The sequence below is a fragment of the Dehalogenimonas etheniformans genome (genome assembly GCF_014672715.2).
Lineage (GTDB): Bacteria > Chloroflexota > Dehalococcoidia > Dehalococcoidales > Dehalococcoidaceae > Dehalogenimonas > Dehalogenimonas etheniformans.
The window spans coordinates 1,583,004-1,607,118 of sequence record NZ_CP058566.2 but is presented as its reverse complement, the minus strand read 5'-3'; the positions used below and the strand labels follow the sequence as shown (position 1 = coordinate 1,607,118).

Annotated in this window: 22 protein-coding genes and 2 pseudogenes; 8 read left to right on the top strand and 16 right to left on the bottom strand. The window is 51.8% G+C overall.

Annotated features, from left to right (window positions below; translation table 11 throughout):
• Window positions 1-4: 4 nt before the first annotated feature.
• Together HX448_RS08010 and HX448_RS08005 are read right to left on the bottom strand one after the other, a co-directional pair.
• Complete coding sequence (locus tag HX448_RS08010; protein WP_102331752.1) at window positions 5-394, bottom strand: response regulator; 390 nt, start codon at window positions 392-394, stop codon at window positions 5-7.
• 72 nt (window positions 395-466) lie between these two features.
• Complete coding sequence (locus HX448_RS08005; protein ID WP_102331751.1) at window positions 467-1,042, bottom strand: rhomboid family intramembrane serine protease; 576 nt, start codon at window positions 1,040-1,042, stop codon at window positions 467-469.
• Between the two features lie 208 nt (window positions 1,043-1,250).
• Between HX448_RS08005 and HX448_RS08000 the strand changes: the two genes are divergently transcribed.
• The 6 genes and pseudogenes from HX448_RS08000 to HX448_RS10720 form a co-directional block, all read left to right on the top strand.
• A complete protein-coding gene (locus HX448_RS08000) occupies window positions 1,251-1,943 on the top strand; it encodes a response regulator transcription factor (RefSeq protein ID WP_102331750.1) in 693 nt (230 codons plus the stop codon).
• Window position 1,944: 1 nt separating this feature from the next.
• Window positions 1,945-3,279, top strand: a complete 1,335-nt coding sequence (locus HX448_RS07995) for a sensor histidine kinase (RefSeq protein ID WP_102331749.1) — start codon at window positions 1,945-1,947, stop codon at window positions 3,277-3,279.
• 133 nt (window positions 3,280-3,412) lie between these two features.
• Entirely contained in the window at window positions 3,413-3,583 is a 171-nt protein-coding gene (locus tag HX448_RS07990; protein ID WP_190259855.1) for a hypothetical protein, read from the top strand.
• Window positions 3,553-3,696, top strand: a pseudogene (gene pstB / locus HX448_RS07985) (phosphate ABC transporter ATP-binding protein); the annotation flags it as partial. The gene HX448_RS07990 and the pseudogene pstB, both read left to right, overlap by 31 nt.
• A gap of 30 nt (window positions 3,697-3,726) precedes the next feature.
• On the top strand, window positions 3,727-4,095 hold the full coding sequence (locus HX448_RS07980; protein WP_102331748.1) for an acyl-CoA thioesterase: 369 nt from the start codon (window positions 3,727-3,729) through the stop codon (window positions 4,093-4,095).
• A gap of 144 nt (window positions 4,096-4,239) precedes the next feature.
• Window positions 4,240-4,505 (top strand): annotated as a pseudogene (locus HX448_RS10720) (phosphate signaling complex PhoU family protein); the annotation flags it as partial.
• Window positions 4,506-4,637: 132 nt separating this feature from the next.
• Here the strand turns inward: HX448_RS10720 and HX448_RS07970 are convergent.
• The 7 genes from HX448_RS07970 to HX448_RS07940 all read right to left on the bottom strand — a co-directional run bounded on the left by HX448_RS07970 (window position 4,638) and on the right by HX448_RS07940 (window position 11,654).
• Window positions 4,638-5,561, bottom strand: a complete 924-nt coding sequence (locus HX448_RS07970; protein ID WP_102331747.1) for an alpha/beta hydrolase family protein — start codon at window positions 5,559-5,561, stop codon at window positions 4,638-4,640.
• 40 nt (window positions 5,562-5,601) lie between these two features.
• Window positions 5,602-6,180: a DOMON domain-containing protein gene (locus HX448_RS07965; protein ID WP_102331746.1), complete on the bottom strand. Its 579-nt coding sequence runs from the start codon at window positions 6,178-6,180 to the stop codon at window positions 5,602-5,604.
• A gap of 182 nt (window positions 6,181-6,362) precedes the next feature.
• Window positions 6,363-7,001, bottom strand: coding sequence for a DOMON domain-containing protein (locus tag HX448_RS07960; protein WP_102331745.1), 639 nt, complete (start codon window positions 6,999-7,001; stop codon window positions 6,363-6,365).
• 146 nt (window positions 7,002-7,147) lie between these two features.
• Entirely contained in the window at window positions 7,148-7,720 is a 573-nt protein-coding gene (locus tag HX448_RS07955) for a Dph6-related ATP pyrophosphatase (protein WP_190259854.1), read from the bottom strand.
• 8 nt (window positions 7,721-7,728) lie between these two features.
• Window positions 7,729-8,529: a radical SAM protein gene (locus tag HX448_RS07950; RefSeq protein WP_226846721.1), complete on the bottom strand. Its 801-nt coding sequence runs from the start codon at window positions 8,527-8,529 to the stop codon at window positions 7,729-7,731.
• Window positions 8,530-8,636: 107 nt separating this feature from the next.
• Window positions 8,637-10,034, bottom strand: a complete 1,398-nt coding sequence (locus HX448_RS07945) for a reductive dehalogenase (RefSeq protein WP_102331744.1) — start codon at window positions 10,032-10,034, stop codon at window positions 8,637-8,639.
• A gap of 192 nt (window positions 10,035-10,226) precedes the next feature.
• Complete coding sequence (locus HX448_RS07940; protein WP_102331734.1) at window positions 10,227-11,654, bottom strand: reductive dehalogenase; 1,428 nt, start codon at window positions 11,652-11,654, stop codon at window positions 10,227-10,229.
• Between the two features lie 202 nt (window positions 11,655-11,856).
• Between HX448_RS07940 and HX448_RS07935 the strand changes: the two genes are divergently transcribed.
• Window positions 11,857-12,702 (top strand): winged helix-turn-helix domain-containing protein, encoded by an 846-nt coding sequence (locus HX448_RS07935; RefSeq protein WP_102331733.1) that lies wholly within the window; start codon window positions 11,857-11,859, stop codon window positions 12,700-12,702.
• A gap of 75 nt (window positions 12,703-12,777) precedes the next feature.
• On the opposite strand, the gene HX448_RS07930 is transcribed toward HX448_RS07935, so the two are convergent.
• Window positions 12,778-14,172, bottom strand: coding sequence for a reductive dehalogenase (locus HX448_RS07930; RefSeq protein ID WP_102331732.1), 1,395 nt, complete (start codon window positions 14,170-14,172; stop codon window positions 12,778-12,780).
• Window positions 14,173-14,348: 176 nt separating this feature from the next.
• Between HX448_RS07930 and HX448_RS07925 the strand changes: the two genes are divergently transcribed.
• Window positions 14,349-14,846 carry a MarR family winged helix-turn-helix transcriptional regulator gene (locus tag HX448_RS07925; protein WP_102331731.1) on the top strand — a complete coding sequence of 166 codons (498 nt, stop codon included), beginning with the start codon at window positions 14,349-14,351 and terminating at the stop codon, window positions 14,844-14,846.
• Window positions 14,847-14,921: 75 nt separating this feature from the next.
• Here HX448_RS07925 and HX448_RS07920 read toward each other — a convergent pair whose 3' ends face one another.
• The 6 genes from HX448_RS07920 to polA all read right to left on the bottom strand — a co-directional run bounded on the left by HX448_RS07920 (window position 14,922) and on the right by polA (window position 24,108).
• Window positions 14,922-16,355, bottom strand: coding sequence for a reductive dehalogenase (locus HX448_RS07920; RefSeq protein WP_102331730.1), 1,434 nt, complete (start codon window positions 16,353-16,355; stop codon window positions 14,922-14,924).
• Between the two features lie 399 nt (window positions 16,356-16,754).
• Complete coding sequence (locus HX448_RS07915; protein ID WP_102331729.1) at window positions 16,755-18,467, bottom strand: proline--tRNA ligase; 1,713 nt, start codon at window positions 18,465-18,467, stop codon at window positions 16,755-16,757.
• Window positions 18,468-19,113: 646 nt separating this feature from the next.
• Window positions 19,114-19,809 carry an aspartate/glutamate racemase family protein gene (locus HX448_RS07910; RefSeq protein ID WP_102331727.1) on the bottom strand — a complete coding sequence of 232 codons (696 nt, stop codon included), beginning with the start codon at window positions 19,807-19,809 and terminating at the stop codon, window positions 19,114-19,116.
• 8 nt (window positions 19,810-19,817) lie between these two features.
• Window positions 19,818-20,663 (bottom strand): bifunctional DNA-formamidopyrimidine glycosylase/DNA-(apurinic or apyrimidinic site) lyase, encoded by an 846-nt coding sequence (gene mutM, locus HX448_RS07905; RefSeq protein ID WP_102331726.1) that lies wholly within the window; start codon window positions 20,661-20,663, stop codon window positions 19,818-19,820.
• 71 nt (window positions 20,664-20,734) lie between these two features.
• The gene (locus tag HX448_RS07900; RefSeq protein WP_102331725.1) at window positions 20,735-21,343 is read right to left on the bottom strand and encodes a phosphatase PAP2 family protein; all 609 of its coding nucleotides are present in this window, start codon (window positions 21,341-21,343) and stop codon (window positions 20,735-20,737) included.
• Window positions 21,344-21,345: 2 nt separating this feature from the next.
• The gene (polA, locus tag HX448_RS07895; RefSeq protein ID WP_102331724.1) at window positions 21,346-24,108 is read right to left on the bottom strand and encodes a DNA polymerase I; all 2,763 of its coding nucleotides are present in this window, start codon (window positions 24,106-24,108) and stop codon (window positions 21,346-21,348) included.
• Window positions 24,109-24,115 lie beyond the last annotated feature (7 nt).

Below are 24,115 nucleotides of genomic sequence, written 5' to 3'. Positions count from 1 at the left end.
AGGGTTAACCCGTGGTGTCGACTCGAGAGACGGGATTGAGGTGGCTTGAGACCGCCTGTCTTAGCTGCTCCGCGGTGAAAGGCTTGGTGACATAGCCGTCCGCGCCGAGGTTTTCGGCGAACTTGCGATTAAGTTCATAATCTATGATGGTCAACATCAGGACGGGAATTTTCGCTGTCGCAGGGTCAGCCTTGAGCTGGGTGCAAACCGTCAGGCCGTCCATGCCCGGCATCAATATGTCCATGATAACCAGATCGGGTTTTTCCTGGCGGGCCATATTCAAGGCTTCAGTGCCAGTATTGGCCTGGATTACCTGGTAGTCTTTGCTGAGGACAGTCGAAATCAAGCTGCGAATTGGCGCCTGGTCGTCAGCGATAAGAATTTTCGCGGTCATCGTTCGAAAGTATAAACTCAGGTTGCCAAAATGGCAAGAAAAAAGTTAGATTTCTTTTCGAGTCTCGGGAACTTAAAAACGGACCCGCCCCTTGCTTACGAAATAACCAAAAACCATGCCGGTCAACAACCCACCGAGGTGAGCCTGCCAGGCCACGCCGGGGATGAATGACAATATCAAGGCTCCGCCGATAACGGCTACCCAAAGCGGCAACGGGGCGGGAATCGGGAATACGAAAACCTTGGTCTGCGGCCTCAGCACCGCTAGAGCGCCGCCCAGGGCGAAGATAGCGCCGGAAGCGCCGTAAGCCAGACCGTTGACCGGTCCGAGGAGCCAGAAGAAAATGCTGCCGATGATGCCGCCGATGAAGTAGACCGCCAACATCATTCGTTCGCCAACGATCTGGATAAGGTAGGTGCCGAAGAAGTAAAGGGCGATCATATTGAAAAGTATGTGGGTAAAGCCGTAGGGATCATGGATGAACATACTGGTAACAGCGGTCCAGGGTTCGGAGAGAAACGAAGGACGGAAAAGGCCTAGATTCGCCGCCAGCCCGGGTGAACTCAACTCGATGAGCCACACCACCACATTGATCGCGATGAGGATAAACAGGGGTTCCTGCCACAAGGGACGGTTATAACGGTACATAATCTGACATGATAAAGGTTAATAAGTCCGTTTGGCAAATCGAACAAGTTCCAAGATACAAGATACAATAACCAAATAAGCTCCAATTACCAAACGTCAATCGCCAAACATTCGATTATTGGGTCATTGGAATTTGGGAATTATTTGGAATTTGTATCTTGGTAATTGGTTATTGCCGTGAGACCGCGGCAGGCTCTATACTTGGACGATGCCTAAAATCGCTGTCGTCGAAGACGACCGGACTCTTGCCGACCTACTCAGATACAACCTGAACCGGGACGGCTTCGCGGTGGTCACCGCCGCCGACGGCAATTCAGGACTGGACCTTATCCGCCGCGAAAAGCCGGATGCCGTCATCATGGACGTCATGCTGCCGGGGATAGACGGTTTTGAAGCCACTCGTTTATTACGCCGGGAATCTCACGTGCCGGTGCTGATGCTGACGGCCAGGAGTGACGAAATAGACAAGGTCCTAGGGCTGGAACTGGGCGCCGACGATTACCTGACCAAGCCGTTTTCAATGCGGGAACTACTGGCCAGGGTCAAGGTGATGCTCCGCCGGGACGAGACAGCTAAGCGCGAACAGGGCCCCGTCGAGACTTCGACGATCAGATCCGGGGAGATCGAGCTCGATCCCGTCAGGCACGTTCTCCTGGTTTCGGGCGCTGCTGTCGAGACCACACCCAAAGAATTCGACCTGCTCCAGTTCCTGATGACCAATAAAGGCCAGGTGTTTTCTCGCGAAGGCCTCCTGGACCGGGTCTGGGGTTACGACTACCCGGGCGACAGCCGCACGGTGGATGTCCACATCCGCTGGCTGCGGCAAAAAATAGAAGCCGATCCTTCCCACCCGAAACACCTTCTCACGGTGCGGGGATTCGGCTACAAATTCGAGGAATGACTTGACCAGCACTTCCATCCGGAGCCTTATCCTGTTTACCGTGGTGGCTATTGCCGCGGTATTGACCGTCGTAGGCTTTATACGCGGTTTCAGTCTGACCCTCCTCATCGCAGGTGTCGCTTCGGCGGCGACGGCGGCGGTATCTATGTACTTTTTTGTGCCGTCGATGACCGAGGACGAACTCGAGCTTGAGATGGCGATGAAAAAGCTGGGCGGCGGCGAGCCTCCGGATAAGCTGAGGCTGGTGGCCATCGGCGAACTGGCTGACTTGAAACATACCTTTAACGAGATGACCAAGCAACTGGGCGACCGGCTCAGGTCGCTCGAGTCCGAGAATAGCCGGCTTGAGCTTATGATGGACAACGTGGCAGACGCCATCTTTGTCGTAAACCGCTATAGCGAGGTCACCAAGGTGAACGATACGGCCACAAAAATGTTCGGCCTGGGATCCAATGCGGTCGGGCGGACATTTATCGATGTCATCCGAGACCATGAATTCGATGCCCTGGTGAAGGCGTGCCTGGCTTCCGGGACGCGCCAGCAAGGCTCGGTTGAAATCCGCTCCAATCGCAGATTCTTTGAGGTAACGGTAACGCCGCCGAAAAACGAACCCGGAGCAGTGGTCGTCGTCCGGGACCTGACCGAGATCAAGCGCCTCGAAAGGGTAAGGCGGGATTTTGTGGCCAACATCTCGCATGAACTCAGGACTCCGCTCGCCTCGCTGAAACTGCTCGCCGAAACCTTGAAGGGCGGCGCCATCGAGGATCAGTCTGTGGCTGCAGATTTCCTGAACAGGATAGAGGTGGAAACGGACAAGTTGACCCAGATGGTGCGCGAATTGGGTGAACTATCGCGTATCGAGAGCGGGGAGGCGCCTCTTTCCAAAAAGCCACTGGACCTCGGCCCGTTCATCAACAAAGTCACCGAACGCATGAAGCCTCAATCCGACAGAGCGGAACTGGTGTTGTCGGTCGACGTAACTCCCGGCTTAAGGCCGGTCCAGGCTGACGCCGACCGTATCGAGCAGGTGCTGGTTAACCTGCTCCACAACGCCATCAAGTTCACCCCGGCCGGCGGGCGGATCATCGTTTCGGCATATCCCAAAAATGGAAACGCCATCGAGATAGCCGTCAAGGACACCGGAATCGGGATTTCCGCCGAAGACCTGCCGCGCATCTTCGAAAGATTCTACAAGGCGGATAAAGCCCGCGGCGGGGGAGGCACCGGCCTGGGGCTGGCCATTGCCAAGCACATCGTCAAAGCTCACGGCGGCGAGATCCGCGCCGAGAGTGTCCCTGGGCAGGGCTCGACCTTCTATTTCACGCTGCCTCGGTAGATTTGTAATCGTTCTTGAATCAAACGGCCTCAATCATTGAGGCCGTTTTTTTGCCGCAAACCGCCGAAAATTTAACAAAACTTTAACATTCCCTTAAAGGCGCCTTAAAGTCGGCGTTTTATACTGAACCTGTATGATAAAAAACAGTGTAGACACCGCCAAAGAAAACAGAATATTGCCCATAACCCTGGCGCTCATCGCCCACGACAACAAAAAAGAAGAAATGCTGTCGCTCGCCGAGGACCATCGTGAATCGCTCTCGAAGCTGTCACGGCGCGGGTGTCCGATATGGCCGCGTTCATGATGATAGACGACAAGTGCGCCGGGACGCTGGTAGAATACGACGAGACGTCCAAAATATTTACCAACCCTCGCGATAAAAGGACGGAGGACTACATCACAGGGCGGTTCGGCTAACCGCCGCGCGACGGGCTAAGAGGAGAGCAATTGGAGCACTATAAGCTGATTCTGCCTGAGCACCTCAACCACGACGGCTTCCTGTTCGGCGGCAACATGCTGAAATGGATAGACGAGTTTGCCTACATCACCGCCAATCACGATTTTCCGGGCAACCGCTTTGTCACCATAGCATTGGATAACGTGACCTTCCATCATCCAGTAGCCAGTGGCGAGATCATCCGGTTCGAGGTCACCCGTTCCAGGGTCGGCAGGACTTCGGTCCAATACCAGGTCAGGGTTTTCGGGACCCGGCGGCAGGCCAGCCCGGAGACCATCCTGTTCGAGACCCACATTACCTTTGTAAATGTCGATTCCGATGGCAAGAAACAGCCGATTCTGGTACCGCTTGCAATGTAAGGAACAGTGAAATTTTAGGAGAACGATGAGAACCGATTACGAACGCAACCTGAAACAACTCCAGGATAAAGTCCTGGCCATGGGCAGCATGGTCGAAAAGGCGATCATTCTTTCCATGGATTCGATGAAAGAGCGGGATGTCGCCGGGCGCTTGATGCCTTTGTCCGGCGGGACGCGGATGCCGCCCGAGCCATCACCAAAGAAGACGATGAGGTCGATGCCCTTTATAACCAGATCTTCCGGGAACTCCTGTTTTCATGGGGCAGGACCCCAAGACGGTCGGGCGGGCTACCCGGCTAATCTGGGCGGCGCACAATATGGAGCGCTCCGCTGACCGCGTCACCAACATCTGCGAGAGGGTGGTTTTCGTGGTTACCGGCAGGCAAGAAGAGATTGCCGGGAAATACTAGGCCACAGCCTCGGAAAGCCCTGTTTGTCTACGTCCATAATTCGGGGCGTTCGAAGATGGCTGAGGCGTTCTTCTCTTTCAGTGTCATTCTAAATCCGGAGCAAAATCCGTTGTGGATCGATCTGATACCGGGCTAAAGTGAAAAGGCCTTCTTGAAAAGGTTCCTTACCCTATTCGATATCAATGGGTAAAACAACCAGGCGGTTGCATGACCCGCAGGCAGCCACAACTGGGGTGGGCGACCGCATGCCTGCCAGAATTCTTTGGCGGTTTCCCTGGGGAAATATTCATCCCACAGGGCGTTTGTTAAATAGAGCGGTTTTTCTTTAATCTTCGAACAAAAAGTGTAGGGGTCGAATGCGTAGTTGGATTCTGGCGGTGTAACGTTTTCGAAACCGAAAGCCGACACGTGGTCAACATAAGACAAATAAGATTTTTGAGCCTCACGGTAAACCGCTTCAGTGACCTCCCATCTAGGGATACGCTTGGTGGACCTAGTCCATGCCAGTTTTTGCATGTTTCCGCAGGCCAGGAGCATGGCGCCGGATTTCAGTCGGTGGTCGATCCCTAGAGCGATGCCTGCGACGTAGCCTCCGAAACTTATTCCGGCGATACCCATGCGCGAGCAATCTATATCACTGCGGGTTTCCGCCCAGTCCAGCGCCTGCCTGATATTGATCACCGAAACCCGGTATAACTCAAACCATTCCTCCACGGAAAGATTGAAAAAACGGTCCTTCATGTCCTGGGGCAGACGCCGCGAATGGATCGGCAGGTAGATGACGAAGCTTGCGATGCCTGAACCGACCAGTGATCTGGCCAGGGCGTGACATGGGATGGTGCTGGAATCGCCGATGCCGTGGACGAGGACAACGAGTGGCGATTTATGGGGTTTTTGGGGCAGGTAGCAGACCCCGGTGACATTCCCCATAGACGAACCATTGGAGACAGCAGACGGGAAGCTAACGGCGAGTTTTGAAAAACGCCGACCGTTCTGGATAGAAACGGCCGCCTGGGGCTCGGCGGGTTGGTAGGCGTACGGATCAATGAAACCCATAGTCCGATTGTACGCGTCTCCTGGCCAAACGGGCAATCTGTTAGGGAATGGTAATCGTGGCGAAACCGATCTCGGAGTGGTGTGAGGTGATGGCGTCAGTCGGTCCGATCGCCCAAGTGATGGTATTGTTGCCTTTGAGGAATGGGAGGTCTTGAGTATCTCCAGTGACCAACTTGCGCGTGAATTCGAGTGTGGTGATGCCGTTGATCTCACTTCCACCGAAAACATTGACATCGTTGGTGCCGCCGGTATCAACGTCAAGTTGATGCAAACCGGCCTTACTGGCGCGGTTAGTGTCATTTATGGTGACTTGCCCGTTAGCCACCCAACCCATGATGACGTCTGAATCCCCGTGAGCATTTCCAAGCGCAATAGCGACCCAACCTGTTGTTCTAGCCTTGAGGCCGATGGCGATGGTATCGCCCTGGACGGTATAGGCGATGGTGATTGAGTTGCTATACGTATTGACACTGGCGTAGCTGCCAACCGAGAAATCGAGTTCCGGTGGAGTTGTGGAGGTGGTGTGGGTGGTTTGTTGAGGAGTGCCACAGCCACCAATCAGCAAAATGAAAATGGCGCAGATTGCCCCAAGGAATTTTAGATAGACGCCCCGAATCATAACTCCTGCATCTCCGTAAACGTAACGTTATCGAACGGATTTTATCCATATCGACAATTTGATTATAGCTACTTGCGACGTGAAGTCTAAATCGAAACTGAATACATGGAATTCTTTACAAAGCCAACACAAAGCGCACTGGACGCAAGATTGTTTGCGCCCAGTATTATCAGTTTGCCGCTTTAGTGGCTTGGGAGCTGACGAATTTCGAATGTCGCCAGCCCGATCACGGAATGCTCTTGATTGGTATCGTCCGAAGGTCCGATCGCCCAGGTCACAATGTTGGAGCCGGCAACGAGCGGCAGATCGTATTTGTCTGCGGTGTCCAATTTGCGTTTGAATTCGATGGTGGTAACGCCGTTGCCTTCGCTTCCGGTGATGTTGGTCAAGTCGTCCGTGCCGCCTGAACCGGTATCCAATGGGTGTGCGCCACTATAACTCGCATTATGCGTGTCTAAAAGCGTTACTTGACCACCGGTAACGTAACCGATCCAAATATCAGACTGCCCGTGAGGGCTGCCGACAGCTATGGCAAACCAACCGCCTGTTTTGGCCTTGATGCCGATAGAAATTATACCGTCATCGGTCACGGTGTATGCTAAAGTGAATTGATCCACATAAGTGACTTCATTTACGTATTTCCCCGAAGGAAAATTCAACGAGGGGGGAAGTGTCGTGGTCGGAGGTTGGGAGGTTGGTGGGTTTGACGTCGTAGGTGTACCGCCACCGCCGCATGCGGTCATCGTGGAGATGGCTATAACGGCAAGCGGAATGATGATTACTAGCTTTGCTAATGATCGGTCAGAGTTCCTAAGTTTCATTCTATTTCCCGGCAATTTTTTTGCGTTTCATTGTAACACTTTGAGTGAGTAATACAAATTAAGAGCAACTCTCACGATTCACCAAATGTAATGATTACTAGCCTTTATGGAGAGATTATGGTCGAAACTGTTATCGCTCCAGAAGGTCATCTAAGTTCGAACTTTTTGATGTCCAGGTACGATATTGGGCCAGCCACAACTTTATCGCTTTCCGTTATCTCCAGGCGCTTCTTAAAAATCGGGCCGTCGATCACAAAGGTATGGTAGTAAATCCTGGCGTTCTCATCGGGAAGGTGTTCATACCTGGCTTTAAGTTGGTCCAAGATCTCGTGGGTGAGAACCTTCCCCAGCATCGAGGGGCCCATTTCCGAATCGGCGACGATGATCATGGGTTTGAATCCGAGGTCAAGCAACCGCTCGCCGTCCAGCATGTGCCGGACAAAAGCCACCGAAAACAGGGGCTCGATGCCGCAGGAACACCCGGCAATAATCGATAGCGTTCCGGTGGGTGCAACCGTGGTGCGGGCGGCGTTACGCATCGGAGAAGCGCCGGGAAGATCGAAAACGCTGCCCCGGAAAGCGGGGAAGGAACCGCGTTTTGTGCCGAGTCGGGCGCGTTCCAGCACCGCCGCCAGGAACAGAATGCCATTGGGGAAAACGGCATACGTCTTGAAGCGGGGATTGACTTCAGAACCAGGGTTTACGAGTAATACTCTCATATTCTGTCCTAGAACAATCTAATTGGCGGCGTGCCCACCCGGGGCATTTCTCCGGAGAGATAATTGACCGTTTTGAGATGTTTTTTGGCTAAAGCCGCCGCAGCTTCAACTTCTGCCCCGGTCGGCGCTCTGAAGGGCTGGCCGGATAACTGGATGAAACCTGTGATCCGCAACGGTATATTGTTATCGACCGAGGCGATGAACTCTGCCACTTTTTCAATCTCATTCGCCTCGATAGCTCCCGGCACGAGCGTGATTTCAGCCTGCAGTTTCTTGCCGGAATCGTACACCCGGCGGAAGTTGGCCATCGATTTCCGATTATCCCCGCCGGTATAGTTTCTGTATAGCTCGGGAGTCACCGCCTTCAGACTGAAGATGACCTCGTCGATGCTCGAAAGATCGGCCAATGCCACGCCGTTGGTAAAGAGGATATTGTAAGTGTGGTGTCGTGATTTCATTTCTCTGGCCAGGAGCGGCATTCCGGGATCCAGCGATGGTTCGACACCGATGGAGATAGCCCTCTCAATAGCCAGATTCTCAGTCAAAGCCATGGCTTCATCGAGAGATAACAGCCTTTCCGGCGGTTTTTCCGGGGGATTGGTCGAGACCCGCATCTGCCAGTCGGGCAACAGCGAAAAGTCCAGCTTTTCGACTTTGCAGTAGCAGCCGAGGCATTTCAGGTTGCATTCGGTCCAGTGATGGAAGATTATCGACTTGAACGTCGGCTCGTAAACGACGTGATAGACGTGCAACGACCTATCGCTTGTTAATACCGTGTCGGATTGTGGGCATGAGATTGGCTGATTCATAATCTCCAAACATGTCAGACACATGATTGCCGCGTTCATCACGCGGCAATCATAAGAGAACATCGGTTTTTTGTCGAGTGAGGAGTTAAATCCCTCCTCGATCTAAACTACCAGGTGAACTTACCAGCACCGTGTGTAACGTCCGGTCTCCAATTTTCGAGATCGCGTGTCCACCAGGCTTCCAACTCCTCAGGACTCTTGGGTTCTGCGTATGCAAATGTGCGGTCCATTGTAGCAAAGAAGCTGTTGAAAATCGGTGTGGTAGCTGCGGTAGATCGTACTATAGGGTGGATCATGCCTTCATTCGGGTGATTGAACGGACATAGTGTATGGCAGACACCGCAGCGGGATGGTGCGCCTACTTCGCGGCACTTCAACCAGTCTACTCGCCAGCCCTTATACCCGGGTTTATTTCCCGGACCAGCATCCCAGGTTGGCTCTTTTTGAGTGCCCAGAGCATCGCTCGGGCATTTCTCGGCGCATCGCATGCAGGTCTCGCAGAACTTGCTGCCGCCGAAATCGATAGGATTAGTCGGTGCTAATGGGAGATCCGTGATGATATAGTTGGTGATGCGCGTCATCAGACCGGAGCGTGGTGTCATCATGTAGGTAGCCCGGCCTTGCTCGCCCAGACCAGAGAAAAGACCTAACGAGACGTTAGTAGTTACGCCCGCCTTGTAAGCCCCGTAGCCCAGGTTCTTGACGAAGCGCATAGCCTGCCACTCGGTATAGCGGCCATCGCCATATGCCCGGTGAATTGCGGGGCGGCCTAGAGGCATTGGCATAGCTAATTTCCCTGGGTAAGCCGGGTCTTCGCGCAGCTGATAAATGCACTGCACATAATTCTGTTGAATCGAATAGGTAAGGAGGTATTTGGCCTTCTGGGGAATGTGATACACTTTTTTAGCATCAACAGTCCCTTTGGCAATATCTTCAAAAACCACAGCCCCTTTGTCGAAGTTCCGGAGCATTTTTTCAGTTAGCTCCATTGCGCCAACCTGGGCCGCGCCGGCAAGGTGCAAAGCAGCGCGTAGCATCGTCATATTATCTTCAGGGGTTCCTTGCCAGGCGCTGGCCCCGTTTTCTTGCGGTGGAACGATACCGCTGGGACCGTCCCAAGGGGCTGCAGTCTGAAGACCGGTAACCATATCGGCTAAGGCAGCGCATCTAACGTCACGCCCGGGGATTTTTTGAGTCATGCCCTCAAGATCGAACTTCTTATCTCGTTCGGCACGCAAAGCTTCGTTTTCAGCGCTCGGTGACGGCATCCCTGTCGTCTTTTTATCCAGTTGGGCAAATACATTCCAATCGATGTCTGAAGTCAGGACATTGAGTTCATTCTCTTTGACCCACCAGGGATGGCGTTTATTGGTCGTTGTTGCTGCCAATTGGTCGAGGTCGTTGAACGTGGGAGCTACAGCTCCGGCGACGCCGATGCCTGCACCGGCCAATCCCAGGCCTTTCATGAAATCCCGCCGGGATAGTGTACTATGGAAACCGGACATCATGTTTTACTCCCTTTCCAGTTATATTCAGTTACAACCACACCTTAATATTGTAACGTATCTTATACGACATGTAAATACGCATTTATGCTGATTTTTAGTTAAGAAATGGTTAAGATTATTCTCCCTTGACCAAAACAGCCCGGGGGGAAGGTATTACCTTCCCCCCGGCTTAAACCATTTGGACGTTGATTACCACATGAACTTGCCGGCGCCGAAGATGGTGTCACCCTTGTCTGTCGATAGTTCCCGGGTCCACCAACCTTCCATCTCGTCATCGGATCTAACCTTGCTGTAACCAAACGCTCGATCCATCTGTCCGAAGAACCCGTTAAACATACCGGTTGTCGAGGCTGTGACCCTGATGATAGGATGAATGATTGCTTCAGGTGCATGGTTGAATGGGCAGGTGGGTTGGCAGATACCGCAGTGTGCCGGTGAACCAAATCCTGGGCATGTGTCCCAGTTCATGAAGAAGGCTTTAATACCAGCATTGTTTTTAGGTACGACCGTCTCCCACCGTGGTTCATCTGACATATCTATAGAACCTGTCGGGCAAACCTCGCCACAACGTTTGCAGCCATTGCAAAAGCGGTGGCCGCCGAAATCAATAGGTTTAGTCGGAGTGAGCGGCATATCGGTAACAGCGATGTTGGCATAGCGCATGTTTAGGCCGAAATTCGGGCTCATTCTGTAGTTTGGGCGTGCCTGTTCCCCAAGACCGGCAAAAATGCCGTGAGCCGTGCTCTGCACCGGAAAACTTGGTGATGGCTTGACTGCTAGCCACCCCAGACCTTTCATAAACGAGACGGCTTGGGCGCGAACGAGTCTGGCATAATTATAAGCTTGGGAATCCATCCGTCCGATGGGCGGTGCCGAACCGTAGCCGCTAGGGGTCGGGTACTCAGAATAGGTGTAGGTGCTCTGCCGCTGGGACATTTGGGTTTCCCAAACGACCATGTACTTAGCTTTAGCAGGGATATGGTACACTTTGTTGGCATCATAAGTAGGCTCGGCAATATTTTCACCCCATGAAACCGTGCCTTTATTGAACAGCCGCTGTATATGTTCGGTAATCTCGACAACGCCGACGGTGGGTGTACCGAAGGAGTGGAAGGCGGCCTGCAGCACTTTTAAGTTATAATCGGGATCCTTGCTCCATGGCTGAGTGACGTCGGTTGCCGCCGGCTTCCAATAATTTAGAACGCCGGTACCATAAACGTTGCCGTTCCAGTCGGTATCCAAGCCGCCTACCCCGGAAGCCGAGTACCAAGCCCAGGCGCGGCGGTCAAACCCTGCCTTTTTTCCTGCCAGGCCAAGCGCTTTATCCTCGGCCAATCTGGCAGTCGTTGCATCCTTAACTTCCTGAGAAACGGGAACCGCTGGATGAGTAGCTGGATCATAGGCCTGGTAAACCTTCCAATCGACCTCGGTAGTGATGTCTTCGTGATCGCGTTCGTTGATCCACCATGATTTTTTCCCGTAGACGCTGCTTGCGGCTTCGTCCAGGTCGTGAAAAACCGGAGCGCCGAGTGCCGCTGCCGCGGAGACACCCGCGCCGGCCAGGCCCAGACCCTTCATGAAATCCCTGCGGCTAACCGTTGAATGGAACCCCTTCATCACTAGACTCCTTCCGACTTACTTTTCACCCAATTTTGAACCCTACAGTAATGGATGCATTCTTTAAGGTAACCATGGTATAACGTTTCTGATATTCGGTATATCGGTATTTATGCTGATTTTCCGTTAAGAATTGTTAAAACCGCTTCGATCCAAAGCCACTTGGAGATCTTGAGGTGTGATCTAAGGTTGGGAGGTCGAAATGAAAAAATACGAAGAGAATTCTGAACATAAACAAGTTGGGACGACGGTTGAGGAAGACATCGCAAAGTTCCATTTGCTTTTTAATCTTAGTAACGACGGGGCTATGGTTCACGGTATCAATCATGACGGCACGGCCGGACCGTTTATTGAAGTTAATGATGCGGCTTGCCGGATGCTCGGTTATACTCGGGAAGAATTAAAGTTGATGACTCCGATGGACATTGATGACCCCAAAACGGTCGATGATTCGACTGTCGAACATATAAAGGCTGAAGGCCGAGTCGTTTTCGAAAGGACTCACATGGCCAAAGATGGTCACAGGATTCCGGTGGAGATAAGTAGCCGTACTATTGTCCTGAATGGGAAACAATGTGTGATTTCGATGGTACGAGACATTACCGAACGGAAATTGGCACAAGAGCGACTTTTACAATTAATTATTGAAAAATCTAACCAGCTCAATGAAACCAACGTTAAATTGGTTGAAGAGCGTTATCAAAGACGGCGGATAGAACAGAGCCTAAAGAGTCTGGTTGAAAATAACTCTAAAGACCGAAAACTAGTTTTCGAACTGTCTCGACGGGTAGTTCAATACAACAACAAGATGGTAGTACTCACCGATACTGAAAGTGAAATACTCAAATGTCTTATGGATAAAAATGGGGAAGTGGTCTCCCATGCTGGTATTGCAGAAAAGCTTTGGGGTGTGGCTTATTCGGGGGCGGCCGAAATCATCAAGGTACACGTACGCCATTTGAGAGAGAAAATTGAGATTGATCCGGCTTCACCAAAGATTATCATGACAAAATTCGGAATTGGCTACTACTTTGTAGATCCGGACTGATGCGGCATTATCGCGAACAAGAAGAGGCAGGCTGTTCAGCCTGCCTCTTCTTGTTAGATATTACAAACCAGGATTCTACCAGACGTTCTTTCCAGCCCCGAGGGTAGTGTCAGCCTGCCATTTGTCAAGGTCGCGGGTCCACCAATCTTCTAGTTCTCTGTCGGTCTTTGCCTTGGCATAGTCGAAAGCCCGATCCATTGTGGCGAAAAAGCTGTTAAACGTGCCGGTTGAAGCTGATACCGCGCGAACGATGGGATGGATTACCCCATCTGAGGCGTGGTTGAATGGGCAGGTCGCCTGGCAATTGCCGCAAGCGCCCGGAGAACCGAAATCGATGCAGGATTGCCAATTCATGAAGAATCCTTTAAAGCCGGGGCGGTTTCCCTTATCGGCGGTATCCCAGGTCGTGTCATTGTCCTTGGAGATTGATTCTGATGGGCAGCGTTCCCCGCAACGGACGCACGTCTTGCAGAATTTGAGCAAGCCGGCATCCATCGGTGGAGTTTGCGCCAACGGCATATCGGTGAAAAAGTAGTTGGTGTAACGTACCATGAGGCCATAGCGCGGAGTGAGGAGAGCAGTAGATCGTCCCTGTTCGCCTAATCCGGAGAAAATACCCAATGGGACGTTAGCCCTTACACCTGCTTTATACGTACCATAACCTAGAGTTTTGACCATGCGCATAGCGGCATAACCCGTTTGGGAAGAATTGGAGTATGCATGACCGATAGCTTGATTACCCAGAGCCAGCTTCACACCGTAACCGCCGGGCATAGTGTCGTCCAAGCGGAGTTGAAATAGGCTTTGGATGTAGTTCTGTTTTACCGCGAAGGTCAGCATGTACTTAGCTTTTTCAGGGATGTGGTACACTTTGGCAGAATCTTGCGTACCCACAGGACTGGAATCAAAAACAAAGCCAGAAGCATCAAAAATCTTCTTTGTTTTTTCGTTTACTTCGAGAGCCCCCGTTAATACAGCCCCATAAGTATGAAGGGCGGCGCGCATCATCTGAAGGTTATTTTCTGGAGTATCTTCCCATCGTTTACCCTCCGCATTAGCCGGTAAAGACGCTGTGGGTCCATCCCATGGAGCATCGGGACCAATAAAGCTCGAACCTTGACCGAAAGCATAATCCCTGAGGGAATCACCAGGTGCCTTATTGGCAAAGGCAGCCTTCTGTATATTGTTGTCCCGGATGGTGTTGGCGTCTTTGGTAGCGGGCTTAATCGTCGGCATGGGGTTTATTTTGTTATCATAAGGCTTGAAAGCATTCCAATCGATCTCATTGGTTGGGTCGTTGAACTCTCTATCTTTGACCCACCAGGGATGGGATTGATTGCTGGAGGCCGCTAGATCGTCGAGATCTTTGAACGCAGGAACTGCCGCGGCGGTCGCCCCCAGGCTAACCCCGGCTAAACCTACGGCCTTCATAAAATCGCGTCGGGAAAGACTTGAGTGGAATTTCGACATGATGTAGCTCCTTTCAGGTAATGAAGAATAACTGCCGCGCAAATATATTGTAAGATATCATATAAGATGTGTAAATACGCATTTATGCTTATTTTTGGTTAAGGTATGGTTAAGAAAGAATTAAGTAGCAATAATAAGTCCCCGGTGATAAACTCAAAAAAAATCAAGGAAAATCAATGATCAAAGACAATCAGCTTCCACCCGTCCCGGCATCAGACCTTATATTTCTTTTATTCCGCGCTCGCCAGAGCGTCTACAGAATCCAAGAGCGTGATGTAAGCCGTCACGGTGTGACTCTGGAACAAGCTACAGTTATGGAACTCATACATGGAAATCGTGATATCTCCATTGGTGATATTTGCCGGATAATGATTCGTGAACACCACACCATAACCAGTCTGATCAGGCGAATGGTTAAAAATGATCTTGTGATCGTTACCAAAGGATCTAGAGGGAAGATAAGCCTGGCTTTGACCCCACAAGGTAGCAGTATCCTCGGTCAGATGACTACGGAGGATGATAGTGTTAAGTTGGTATCTACACTCGATGATGTGGAACAGCGTAGACTGGCGTACTATCTTCTTAAAGTCACAAAAAATGCTTTGAAAGAATTCGGAAAACTCGAAGAATATAACATCCCAGGCGGATTCGCCGGTAACATCCCGGAAGAATAGTCTGCCAATAGCAAGAAAAACAGCGGCAGGCTCTAAAGCCTGCCGCTTGGTTTGTGAACAACGAAAAATTATTACTTAATAATTTCCACCTTTTACGTGTATCGTACTATCAAACCCATAGGTGGGTTGTGACATATGCCACCAAGCATCTTTATCCTCATGAAGACCGTAAGAGAAGGTATTGTCCAAATTCCACAGATAACTGTTAAACATTGGAGTAGTTGCGAGGGTAGCTCTGACTATTTGATGAATTGAGGATTGACTGGTATTGAATGTGCACGTTCCCATGCAGTTGGCGCATCCGCCGTACATGCCTTTGGAGTTCCAACAATCGATGCCATTAGTCCAGAACTCCTTACGTCCGGGGATGTGGGTATTATCTGCTTTCCCATAAATGGGCGGTATCTCCCAACTTGGTTCTTTGTCATTAGAGATTGAGCCGGTTGGACAGGCATTCGCGCATTTATGACATGTCTGGCAAAAACGCCAAATACCCGCATCAATTGGATTTGTGGGAGCCAAAGGCAGGTCTGTTACCAGACTAAAGCAACCTACGCAAGGTCCATATTCTGCGTTGATGAAGACACCATTGTTCCGACCACCTTCTCCCAATCCTTGAAGGTTACAAGCTGCCGCTGAGGGGATTGCTCCATTATATACTTGGGTGTAGCCATAGCAGGTATAACCCAAACCAGCGAGAAAAAGCTGAATCCTGGGTTGGATTAAGGAAAATCGGCTATAACGGCTACCGTTGGCAGCGCCCTGAATGTTTGAAGCAGGAGATGTGCGGTACATTTCTTTGGACATTGGCACGTTCATGGCGAAGTCATATAGGGGTACGTTGGCCGGGAATACTAATTTATCGGTGCCCTCGTAACCGACAGGCACATCCTCAAAGACGTATTTTTTATTCGAAGGAGCCTTATCCTTATCTCTTAGGAGCTTAGCCTTTATTCTGTCCGTGATTTCTCCCATGCCCACTTGTGCTGCACCGTAGAAAATGGTGGCAGCTCTCACTATTTTACTGTTTTCCTCGGGGCTACCCTGGTATTTTGGCACCCCTTTCGATTCTGGGGTTGCTGCTTTTTGTGGACAAATAAAACCCATCAGAGCTGTGGCTTGAAGACCTCCGCCGGAAAGCGCTGAAGCCTTAAGATCGAGTCCTGGGGTGTTGTTTTTTAATGCATTATTGCTGAAATCGGATGCAATCTTAGACCTCCGCAAACGCTCTTCTTTTCCGATGAAATAGTCGGTGCAAGAAGGTTGTTGCCCTGTCCAAAGGCCATCTGAGCGGTACATCAATGACCAATCTACTTCGACGGTGGGGTTTTCAAGTTCTCGTTCTTTTATCCACCAGGGATGGTTCTGGGCTGCGGATGGAGAAGCTATAAGCTCATCGATATCGTGATATACGGGTGCCACAAGCGACGTAACACCCACTCCCGTCCCGACCAATCCCAGACCTTTCATAAAATCTCTTCGGCTAACCATGCTGTGAAACTTGGACATTTTTACTCCTTAAAAATTTTTGACTGGATTTATATGTTATTGGATAATAGAAACACGGAAGGACGCCAAAAGTTCTGACCTTGAACCGGCAGTCTTTTTAAATCCTTCCTTTCTGGCGGCCTTTGCGTGAGGTCGCCGGTTTTATTTTGGATTCAAAATATTAGATAGCATTGTCTGGGAGACTTCATGCTTTTAAGTCATAATTGATGATAATCCTTAGTGTTACTGATCGACTTTCATAATGTTCTATATAGCAATACCCCATTTTACACTATTACCAACTTTTTACATCGTCCTAAAGTATTAGGACTCCATTGTACTTTATGCTGATTTTTGGTCTGAAAAAAGAAAGAGACAGGCTTTGAGGCCTGTCTCTTTCTTTTGCGTTCTTCTCTAGAATTAAGCGGCTGCTTTCATCTGTTCATCAATCATGCGTTTAACTTCACCCACGATGTTGTCGATTGGCACCAAGGTGAACGTTTTTTCCGAACGTTTCTTGAGTTCTATTCCACCCTTATCGAGGGTTCGCGGGCTGGCAGTAATTCGTAGCGGCATGCCGAGTAAATCGGCGTCGTTGAATTTTACTCCGGGGGACTCGATCCGATCGTCGTAGAGCGACTGGATACCGGCGGTATACAGGTCGGCGTATATTTTGTCCGCCGCCTCTTTAACCTTTTCATTGTCCAGGGAGAGCCCGCAGATGTGAATCGGGTAGGGAGCGATGGGCATCGGCCAGATGATGCCTTTGTCGTCATGGTTTTGTTCGATCGCCGCAGCCAGGAGGCGCCCGACCCCTATGCCGTAGCAGCCCATGACGCATGGTTTTTGGTTCCCTTCCGGGTCGGTATAGAGGGCTCCAAATGTTTCAGCCAGGAATGTGCCCAGTTTAAATACGTGACCGACCTCGATCCCCCGGGTTGATTCTAGGGTGCCGCCGCACTTGGCGCACTTGGCACCAACTCCGGCCGAGGCTATATCGGATGTTTTGTAGGCGTTAAAGTCCCTTCCGAGGACGACGTTATTCGTATGGCGGCCGGCGATATTTGCCCCGCCAACGTAGTTAATTGAGGAGACAATCGAGTCGTCGGCTATAACTTTGGCTTTTTGACCGACTGGCGACGCCGAACCGGCAATAATTCCCTGCTCCGACACTTCTTCAGCCGTGGCTAGCCGCAGATCGGTTGCCTTGAGCAGGTTCTTCAATTTGACTTCGTTTATTTCGAGATCTCCTCGGATGACGGCGATGATGAATTCCTTGTCGGCGATGTAAAAGACGCACTTGAGCATCTGGGACGGCGCCAGGTTCAGGAATTTGGCGACATCTTCGATAGACTCTTTGCCGGGTGTTTCCACATCGGTCATTGGGAGAGGGATTTGTTCAATCGAAGAGCCTTTATCGAACTTGGCTTTTTCCACATTGGCGGCGTAACCGCAACCGGGGCAAAAAATGATTTCATCCTCGCCGGACTCCGCCAGCACCATGAACTCATGGGAAGCCTTGCCGCCGATAGCTCCCGAATCGGCCTCGATTGCCATGGCTTTTAAACCGCAGCGCCGGTAGATGTTTTTGTATGCCTGTACCATTTTTTGGTAAGACACTTCGAGGCCAGCATCGTCGGCATCGAAGGTGTACATGTCCTTCATAATGAACTCGCGGACGCGGACAAGGCCGCCGCGGGGGCGGGGTTCATCCCGTAGCTTTGTCTGGATCTGGTACAGCCTTTGCGGCAGGTCGCGGTATGACTGGATGTAGTGTGCAGCCAAGTCGGTTACCACTTCTTCGTGAGTCGGGCCGAGGGCCAGCACCCGGTCTTTCCTGTCGATCAGCTTGAATAGGTTTGCTCCAAAAGCAGCGCCGCGGCCGGACTTTTCCCATAACTCGATGGGCTGGAGAACCGGCATCGTTATTTCCTGCCCGCCCGCTGCATCCATCTCATCCCGGATGATATCCATGATTTTTTTGGCGCTGCGCCAGGCCAAAGGCATAAATGAATAAACGCCCGCGGTGAGCTGGTTGATCATGCCAGCTCGTAGGAGCAATTGATGGCTTATCGTTTCTGCTTCGCCGGGGATTTCACGCTGGGTTTTACCAAATAGGAGAGAAAGTCTCATTAGATACCTCGTCTATAATTCCGATATGAAAGCATATCTAAAACGGCGGCGATTGGCAATTGGGGGGAGGAGTTTTGACCTTTACGCTCTAAGTCGTTCGTGGTGAGCCTGTCGAACCATGAACGGCGGGTGATTTGCGAGTTTCGTTGATTGCCGCGGCAAGGAGGCAAGCGGCAGCTGGCAGGAAATACAGGCTAAAATAGAATGCATTTAGAAGAACTAAACCGGTCATTAGCGCCGTGGAAAACCATAACCATCTCTTACACTTCGATTTATCGCGAAATCTCGAGGCCAAATAACCGATCATGGTTGGCACTAACGGTATGATGAAAAAGAAGAAGAACCAAGGAACATCCGGTGTGTTTTGATTGAAAGTAAAATGATCCCAGGCTGTTTGATATACGTACCTACTATCCTCCGGGTGAACAATAACTCCACTGTAGTGCCTGAACGTCGGGACAAAGAATAGTATTAGGGTCGCTGTCATGGTCAAGACAAAGGCGATTAATGTCAGTCTTTTAGTATTTCGGTCCCCAACGCCCCCGGCCATCTGCAAGCCTCCGGTATTTTACCAAGTCTCTACATTCCTAATGCATGTCCACAGTATAAGATGCCGAAAACCCCCAAATCGTTCCCATGGTATTCTTCAGATTGTGACCGCCCGCCGCACCGCCGCCCCCGCATGCAATTTAACTGTGTCGAACAGCGGAACCTTCATGTCGGATGGTTTGATCAGCATTGGAAGCTCGGTACATGCCAATACAATACCTTCGGCACCTCGAGCGACCAGTTTGTCGATGATCAGCTGGCAGGCCCAATTGGAAGCCTCCTGGACGCAGCCGCGGCACAGTTCATCGTAAATAATAGAATTGACGATATATTGCTGGTCCTTTTCCGGGACGAGTACCTCCAAGCCGAATCTTTCTTCCAGCTGCCTGCGATAGAAATCTTCGCTCATTGTGAAGCGGGTTCCCAAAAGACCGACCTTCTTGAGACCGGCTTTCTTTATCGACTCACCCGCCGCGTCCGCTATGTGCAGGACTGCCAAACCGGAAATTGCCTCGACCTGCTCGACGACCTTATGCATGGTATTGGCGCAGATGACCAGGAAGTCCGCTCCCGCGTCTTTTAGAGCTTTCCCCCTCTCCCCCAGCATCGCGCCCAGTTCATGCCAATCGCCGCTGCTCTGCCGTTTCTCGATCTCCTCGAAGTCGAAAGAGTACATCAGAACTTTAGCCGAATGCAGCCCGCCCAGGGTTTTTGCCACTCCCTCGTTGATTAACTTGTAATATAAAGCCGTCGAGTTCCAGCTGATTCCGCCAATAAGTCCAATTGTCTTCATAACGTTCCTTATTGGATATTTGTAGTATTGGTATTATTCCCCGTGTGGGGTTGGCAGTGCGGACACAAGTAAGTCCCCCGGCCTCGTACCACAATCCGCTCGAGCGGGGTTCCGCACCTCGGGCAATTTTCACCCCGCCGATGCGCTACTTTGAAGGCGAAGTGGGCGTGTCCCAACTCCCCGCCGGGACGGACGTAATTGGCGATCGATGCGCCCTTGCTCTCGATAGCTGCTGTCAGCACGTGCTGAATCGCCTCGTGTATTCGTTTGTATTCGGCAGGCGATAAGCTGTCCGCAGCCCTCAACGGGTGGATTTTAGCCTCGAACAGCGCCTCATCTGCATACATATTCCCGATGCCCGCGATGAGCGTTTGGTCTAACAGCGTCGGCTTGATCGGACTTTTACGTTTTTTCAGGATCGAGGCGAGGACGTCAGAGGTGAACTCCGGCTCCAGGGGCTCCGGTCCGAGTTCATCGAGCGTCGCATCGTGATCGACAACCCTCATGCGCCCGAACTTCCGAGGGTCTCGAAAGTAGACTTTCAATCCGTTGTCGAGAGTGATCTCGACGCGGTTGTACGGGGGAGGTGGGGTATCAGCTTCCTGGGCGATCAGCGCACCGGTCATCTTGAGGTGGGTGAGAAGCCTTTTTCCACCGGATAGTTGCCAGACGATAAACTTGCCCCGCCGCGAGACTTCGGTTACTGTGTGCCCCACAAGGCCATTGACGAATTCCGGGACCGTGTTGCATTTGATCGTTCCCGTCCAGAACACCTCGACGTTTTTTATGCGACGTCCCAGGACGTAGGGTCGGATTTCATTGGTGACCGTCTCAACTTCCGGTAGTTCAGGCATCATTCACCTCTGTTGTCCTGAGGGAGGCGAGGGACTTCATTTCAGTATTGATAAAGTCATTAGATTTTGTTTCAACCCGCTGCCGGCTGGCAATAGCCCGCTGTACCGGGAATTAACACTATTAGGCCCCACACGAATCCGCCCGCCACATCTGTCGGCCAGTGGGCTCCCAGGTAAATTCGTGAAAAGGCAATAATCGCTACGACGATAATGATACTTGGACGCCAAAAAGTCACCACAGATGCCTTTTGAATGAGTTTTTGGGTGTTGAGTAATAGGTAACTTCCAAAAACAGTGAAATATGAGGTATGCCCCGAAATGAAGCTGAATTCGTTGCCGTTTGGCCTGGTTCTGTCGGCGATATTCTTGATCAGGGATGTTGTAGATGAAACTGCTATCAAAGCTAAGGCAAACCAGATTGCCTCGCGCTTGAACCCCTTGAGCCAAAACCACAGTGTCACGGACAAAGCCAGAAAGATGGAAGGCCAGGTCTCGCCGAGCAACGATGCCCCGGTCATGATCGAGTTGATTAGAGGCGCGTTCAGGTTGTGGATCGCGTTGAAAACTGAGGTGTCGAAGCTGGCGGGCGGGTTATTAGTAATAAAAAATAAGATAATGAAACCGATGCATATAACCAAAAAGGGTACAACGGGGAAAGCCTTTATCGACGTCTTTGTCAAGGCTATTCCATCTCTCCCCAGTTGGTGCCGTATTTCATATCAACTTTAAGAGGCACTGCCAGTTCAACTGCAGCGGCCATCAATCTTGGGGCCATCTCGGACATGAAGATAAGTTCGTGCTGCGGTACTTCGAAGATGAGTTCATCGTGGACCTGCAGCAGCAGGCGGCTCTGGAGCTTGCGCCGGTTCATCTCCCTGATGACGTGCAGCATCGCAACCTTGATGATATCCGCCGAAGTCCCCTGGACCGGCATGTTGATGGCCATACGTTCGGCTGCCTCTCGCACCTGGCGGTTCGAAGCGTTGATCTCGGGGATGTAGCGCCGCCGTCCGAGGATCGTTTCGACGTACCCTCGCGACCTGGCCTGTTCCTTGGTAGCCTCGAGGTATGATTTCACGCCGGGATAACGCTCGAAATACTTGGTGATGAATTCCGAAGATTGTGCCCGGGTGAGTTCCGTCGCCTGTTCCAGTCCGTAATCGCTCATGCCGTAGATGACGCCGAAATTGATCGTCTTGGCGAAGCGGCGCATAACCGGAGTGATCTGTTCTTTCGGCAGGTTGTAAAGCCGCATCGCTGTCGCGGTGTGAATGTCCTCATCATGCTTGAACGCGGCGATCAGGTCGGGGTCGCCTGATAGGTGCGCCAGCGCCCGCAGGTCGATCTGGGAATAGTCTGCCGCCAGCAGGACGTAACCGGGCGGTGCCACGAAGGCTTTGCGTATTTCGCGGCCCAATTCGCCCCGGACGGGAATGTTCTGCAGGTTCGGATCGCTCGATGACAACCTCCCGGTAGCCGTCCGCGCCTGGTTGAAGCTGGTGTGAAGGCGTCCGTCGCAGGCTGATACCATTGTTGGCAATACATCGACGTAGGTAGATTTCAGTTTTGCCAGGGTACGGTAATCGAGTACCTTCCGAACGATAGCGTGCTCATCTTTAAGTTCGTCGAGGACAGCGGCGTCGGTGCAATAGCCAGTCTTCGTTTTTCTGCCCGACGGCAGGTGAAGTTCCCCGAAAAGGACGTCGCCGAGTTGTTTGGGCGAGGCGATGTTGAAGTCGTGCCCGGCCAGGGCGAGGATCTCATCTTCAAGGGCTACCAGTTGACGAGCGATCTGTACCGCCATCTCGTTCAGCTTATCGATATCCAGCGCTATCCCCGCCCGCTCCATGTCCATGATGACCGGAACCAGCGGCATCTCCACCTCGGAAAACAATCTCCATTGGTTCTGTTTTTTAAGTTCCGGTTCGAGGTTGTTGGCCAGCCGGAAAGTCATATCGGCGTCGGCGCAGGAGTAATCGGAGGTCTCTTTCAAGCCGCAGCGGGAGATACAGATCTGGCTCTTACCCTCCCCGATAAGTTCCGTTATCGGCGTCATTTCAACGTGGAGGCGGGTTGATGCCAGGTTTTTTAATCCGGGGGCTTTTTCCCCCAGCAGGTGCGCAGCCAGCATGGTGTCGAAGTCCAGCCCATTGATAACGAAACCGGCGGTTTGCATTATCTGAAGGTCGAACTTGGCGTTGTGGGCGATCTTGGGGATCTTTTTATCGGCCAGGATCGGACCAAGCATCCTTTTGACTTCTGATAACTCTAGCTGAGCGCCTTCCACTCCCACATGCCCAACCGGCAGGTAATAACTTTCGCCGGCCGTCGGCGCGATCGAAAGTCCCACCAGTTCGGCGGTCAGGGCATCCAGGCTGGTGGTCTCCGTGTCAAGGGCAAACCTCTCGTCTTTGGCGAGACTTTTAGCCAGGTGCTCGAGTTTCTCAGTGGTGTCGACCAGGGTATATTGGCATTCGATTGTAGGTTGGGAAACTTGCGACGGCGTCGCTTGCGTCACTGCGTCTCCGGCGGAATCGGTTTTTGGTAGTCTATTGATCAGGGTTGTGAACTCGAGTTCACGCAGCAGTGGAATTGCTTTTTCCCGGTTGAGGCGGCAGATTTCACACTTATTGATGTCGAAGTCTATGGGCAGGTCGGTGACGATAGTTGCCAATTTCAAGCTCTGACGCGCTGCGTTTTCTTCTTTTCTCAAGAGTTCCCTGAGTTTTTCGGGCTTGATTAGCTCGATATTCCTGAAAATCTCTTCGATTCCATCAAATTCGGTGAGGAGTTTAACGGCGGTCTTGGGTCCCACTCCCGGTACACCGCCGATATTGTCGGACGGGTCTCCTACTAGTGCTTTGTAATCGGCAACCCGGTGAGGCGGCACCCCGAACTTCCCGGTTACGGCCATGGCATCATAGAGAATGGTGTCGGAAAATGTGCCACCGGGTTTGGGGTAGAGCACTTTGACGTCGTCGTCCACAAGTTGCATGGCGTCGGCGTCGCCGGTGACGATGATAACCTCGGCGCCTGCCGCCTCCGCCTTCCGGGCCACCGACCCCAACAGGTCGTCGGCCTCATAACCCTGTTGCTCGAAGATCGGCATGTCGAAGGCTTCCACAAGTTCATGTACCCGCCCCAGTTGCGTTATGAGTTCAGTCGGCGTCGGCGGGCGGTGGGCTTTGTATTCTGGCGACATGTCGTGGCGGAAGGTCGGCCCCTTGCGGTCGAACGCGATGGCGTAGCAGTTGGGTTTCAGGTCAGCCAGGACTTTGAGCAGGATATTGGTGAAGCCGAACACCGCCGAGGTGACCTCGCCGGTCTTGGAGTTGGTGAGTTGCCGCCCGTGCGCGAAGGCGTGGTAAGCGCGGTGCACCAGCGCGCTGGCGTCGAAAAGGACGATTCTAGGTTTGCTGGCAGCCGGTTTAGGTGGATCGGTCATACCTGAA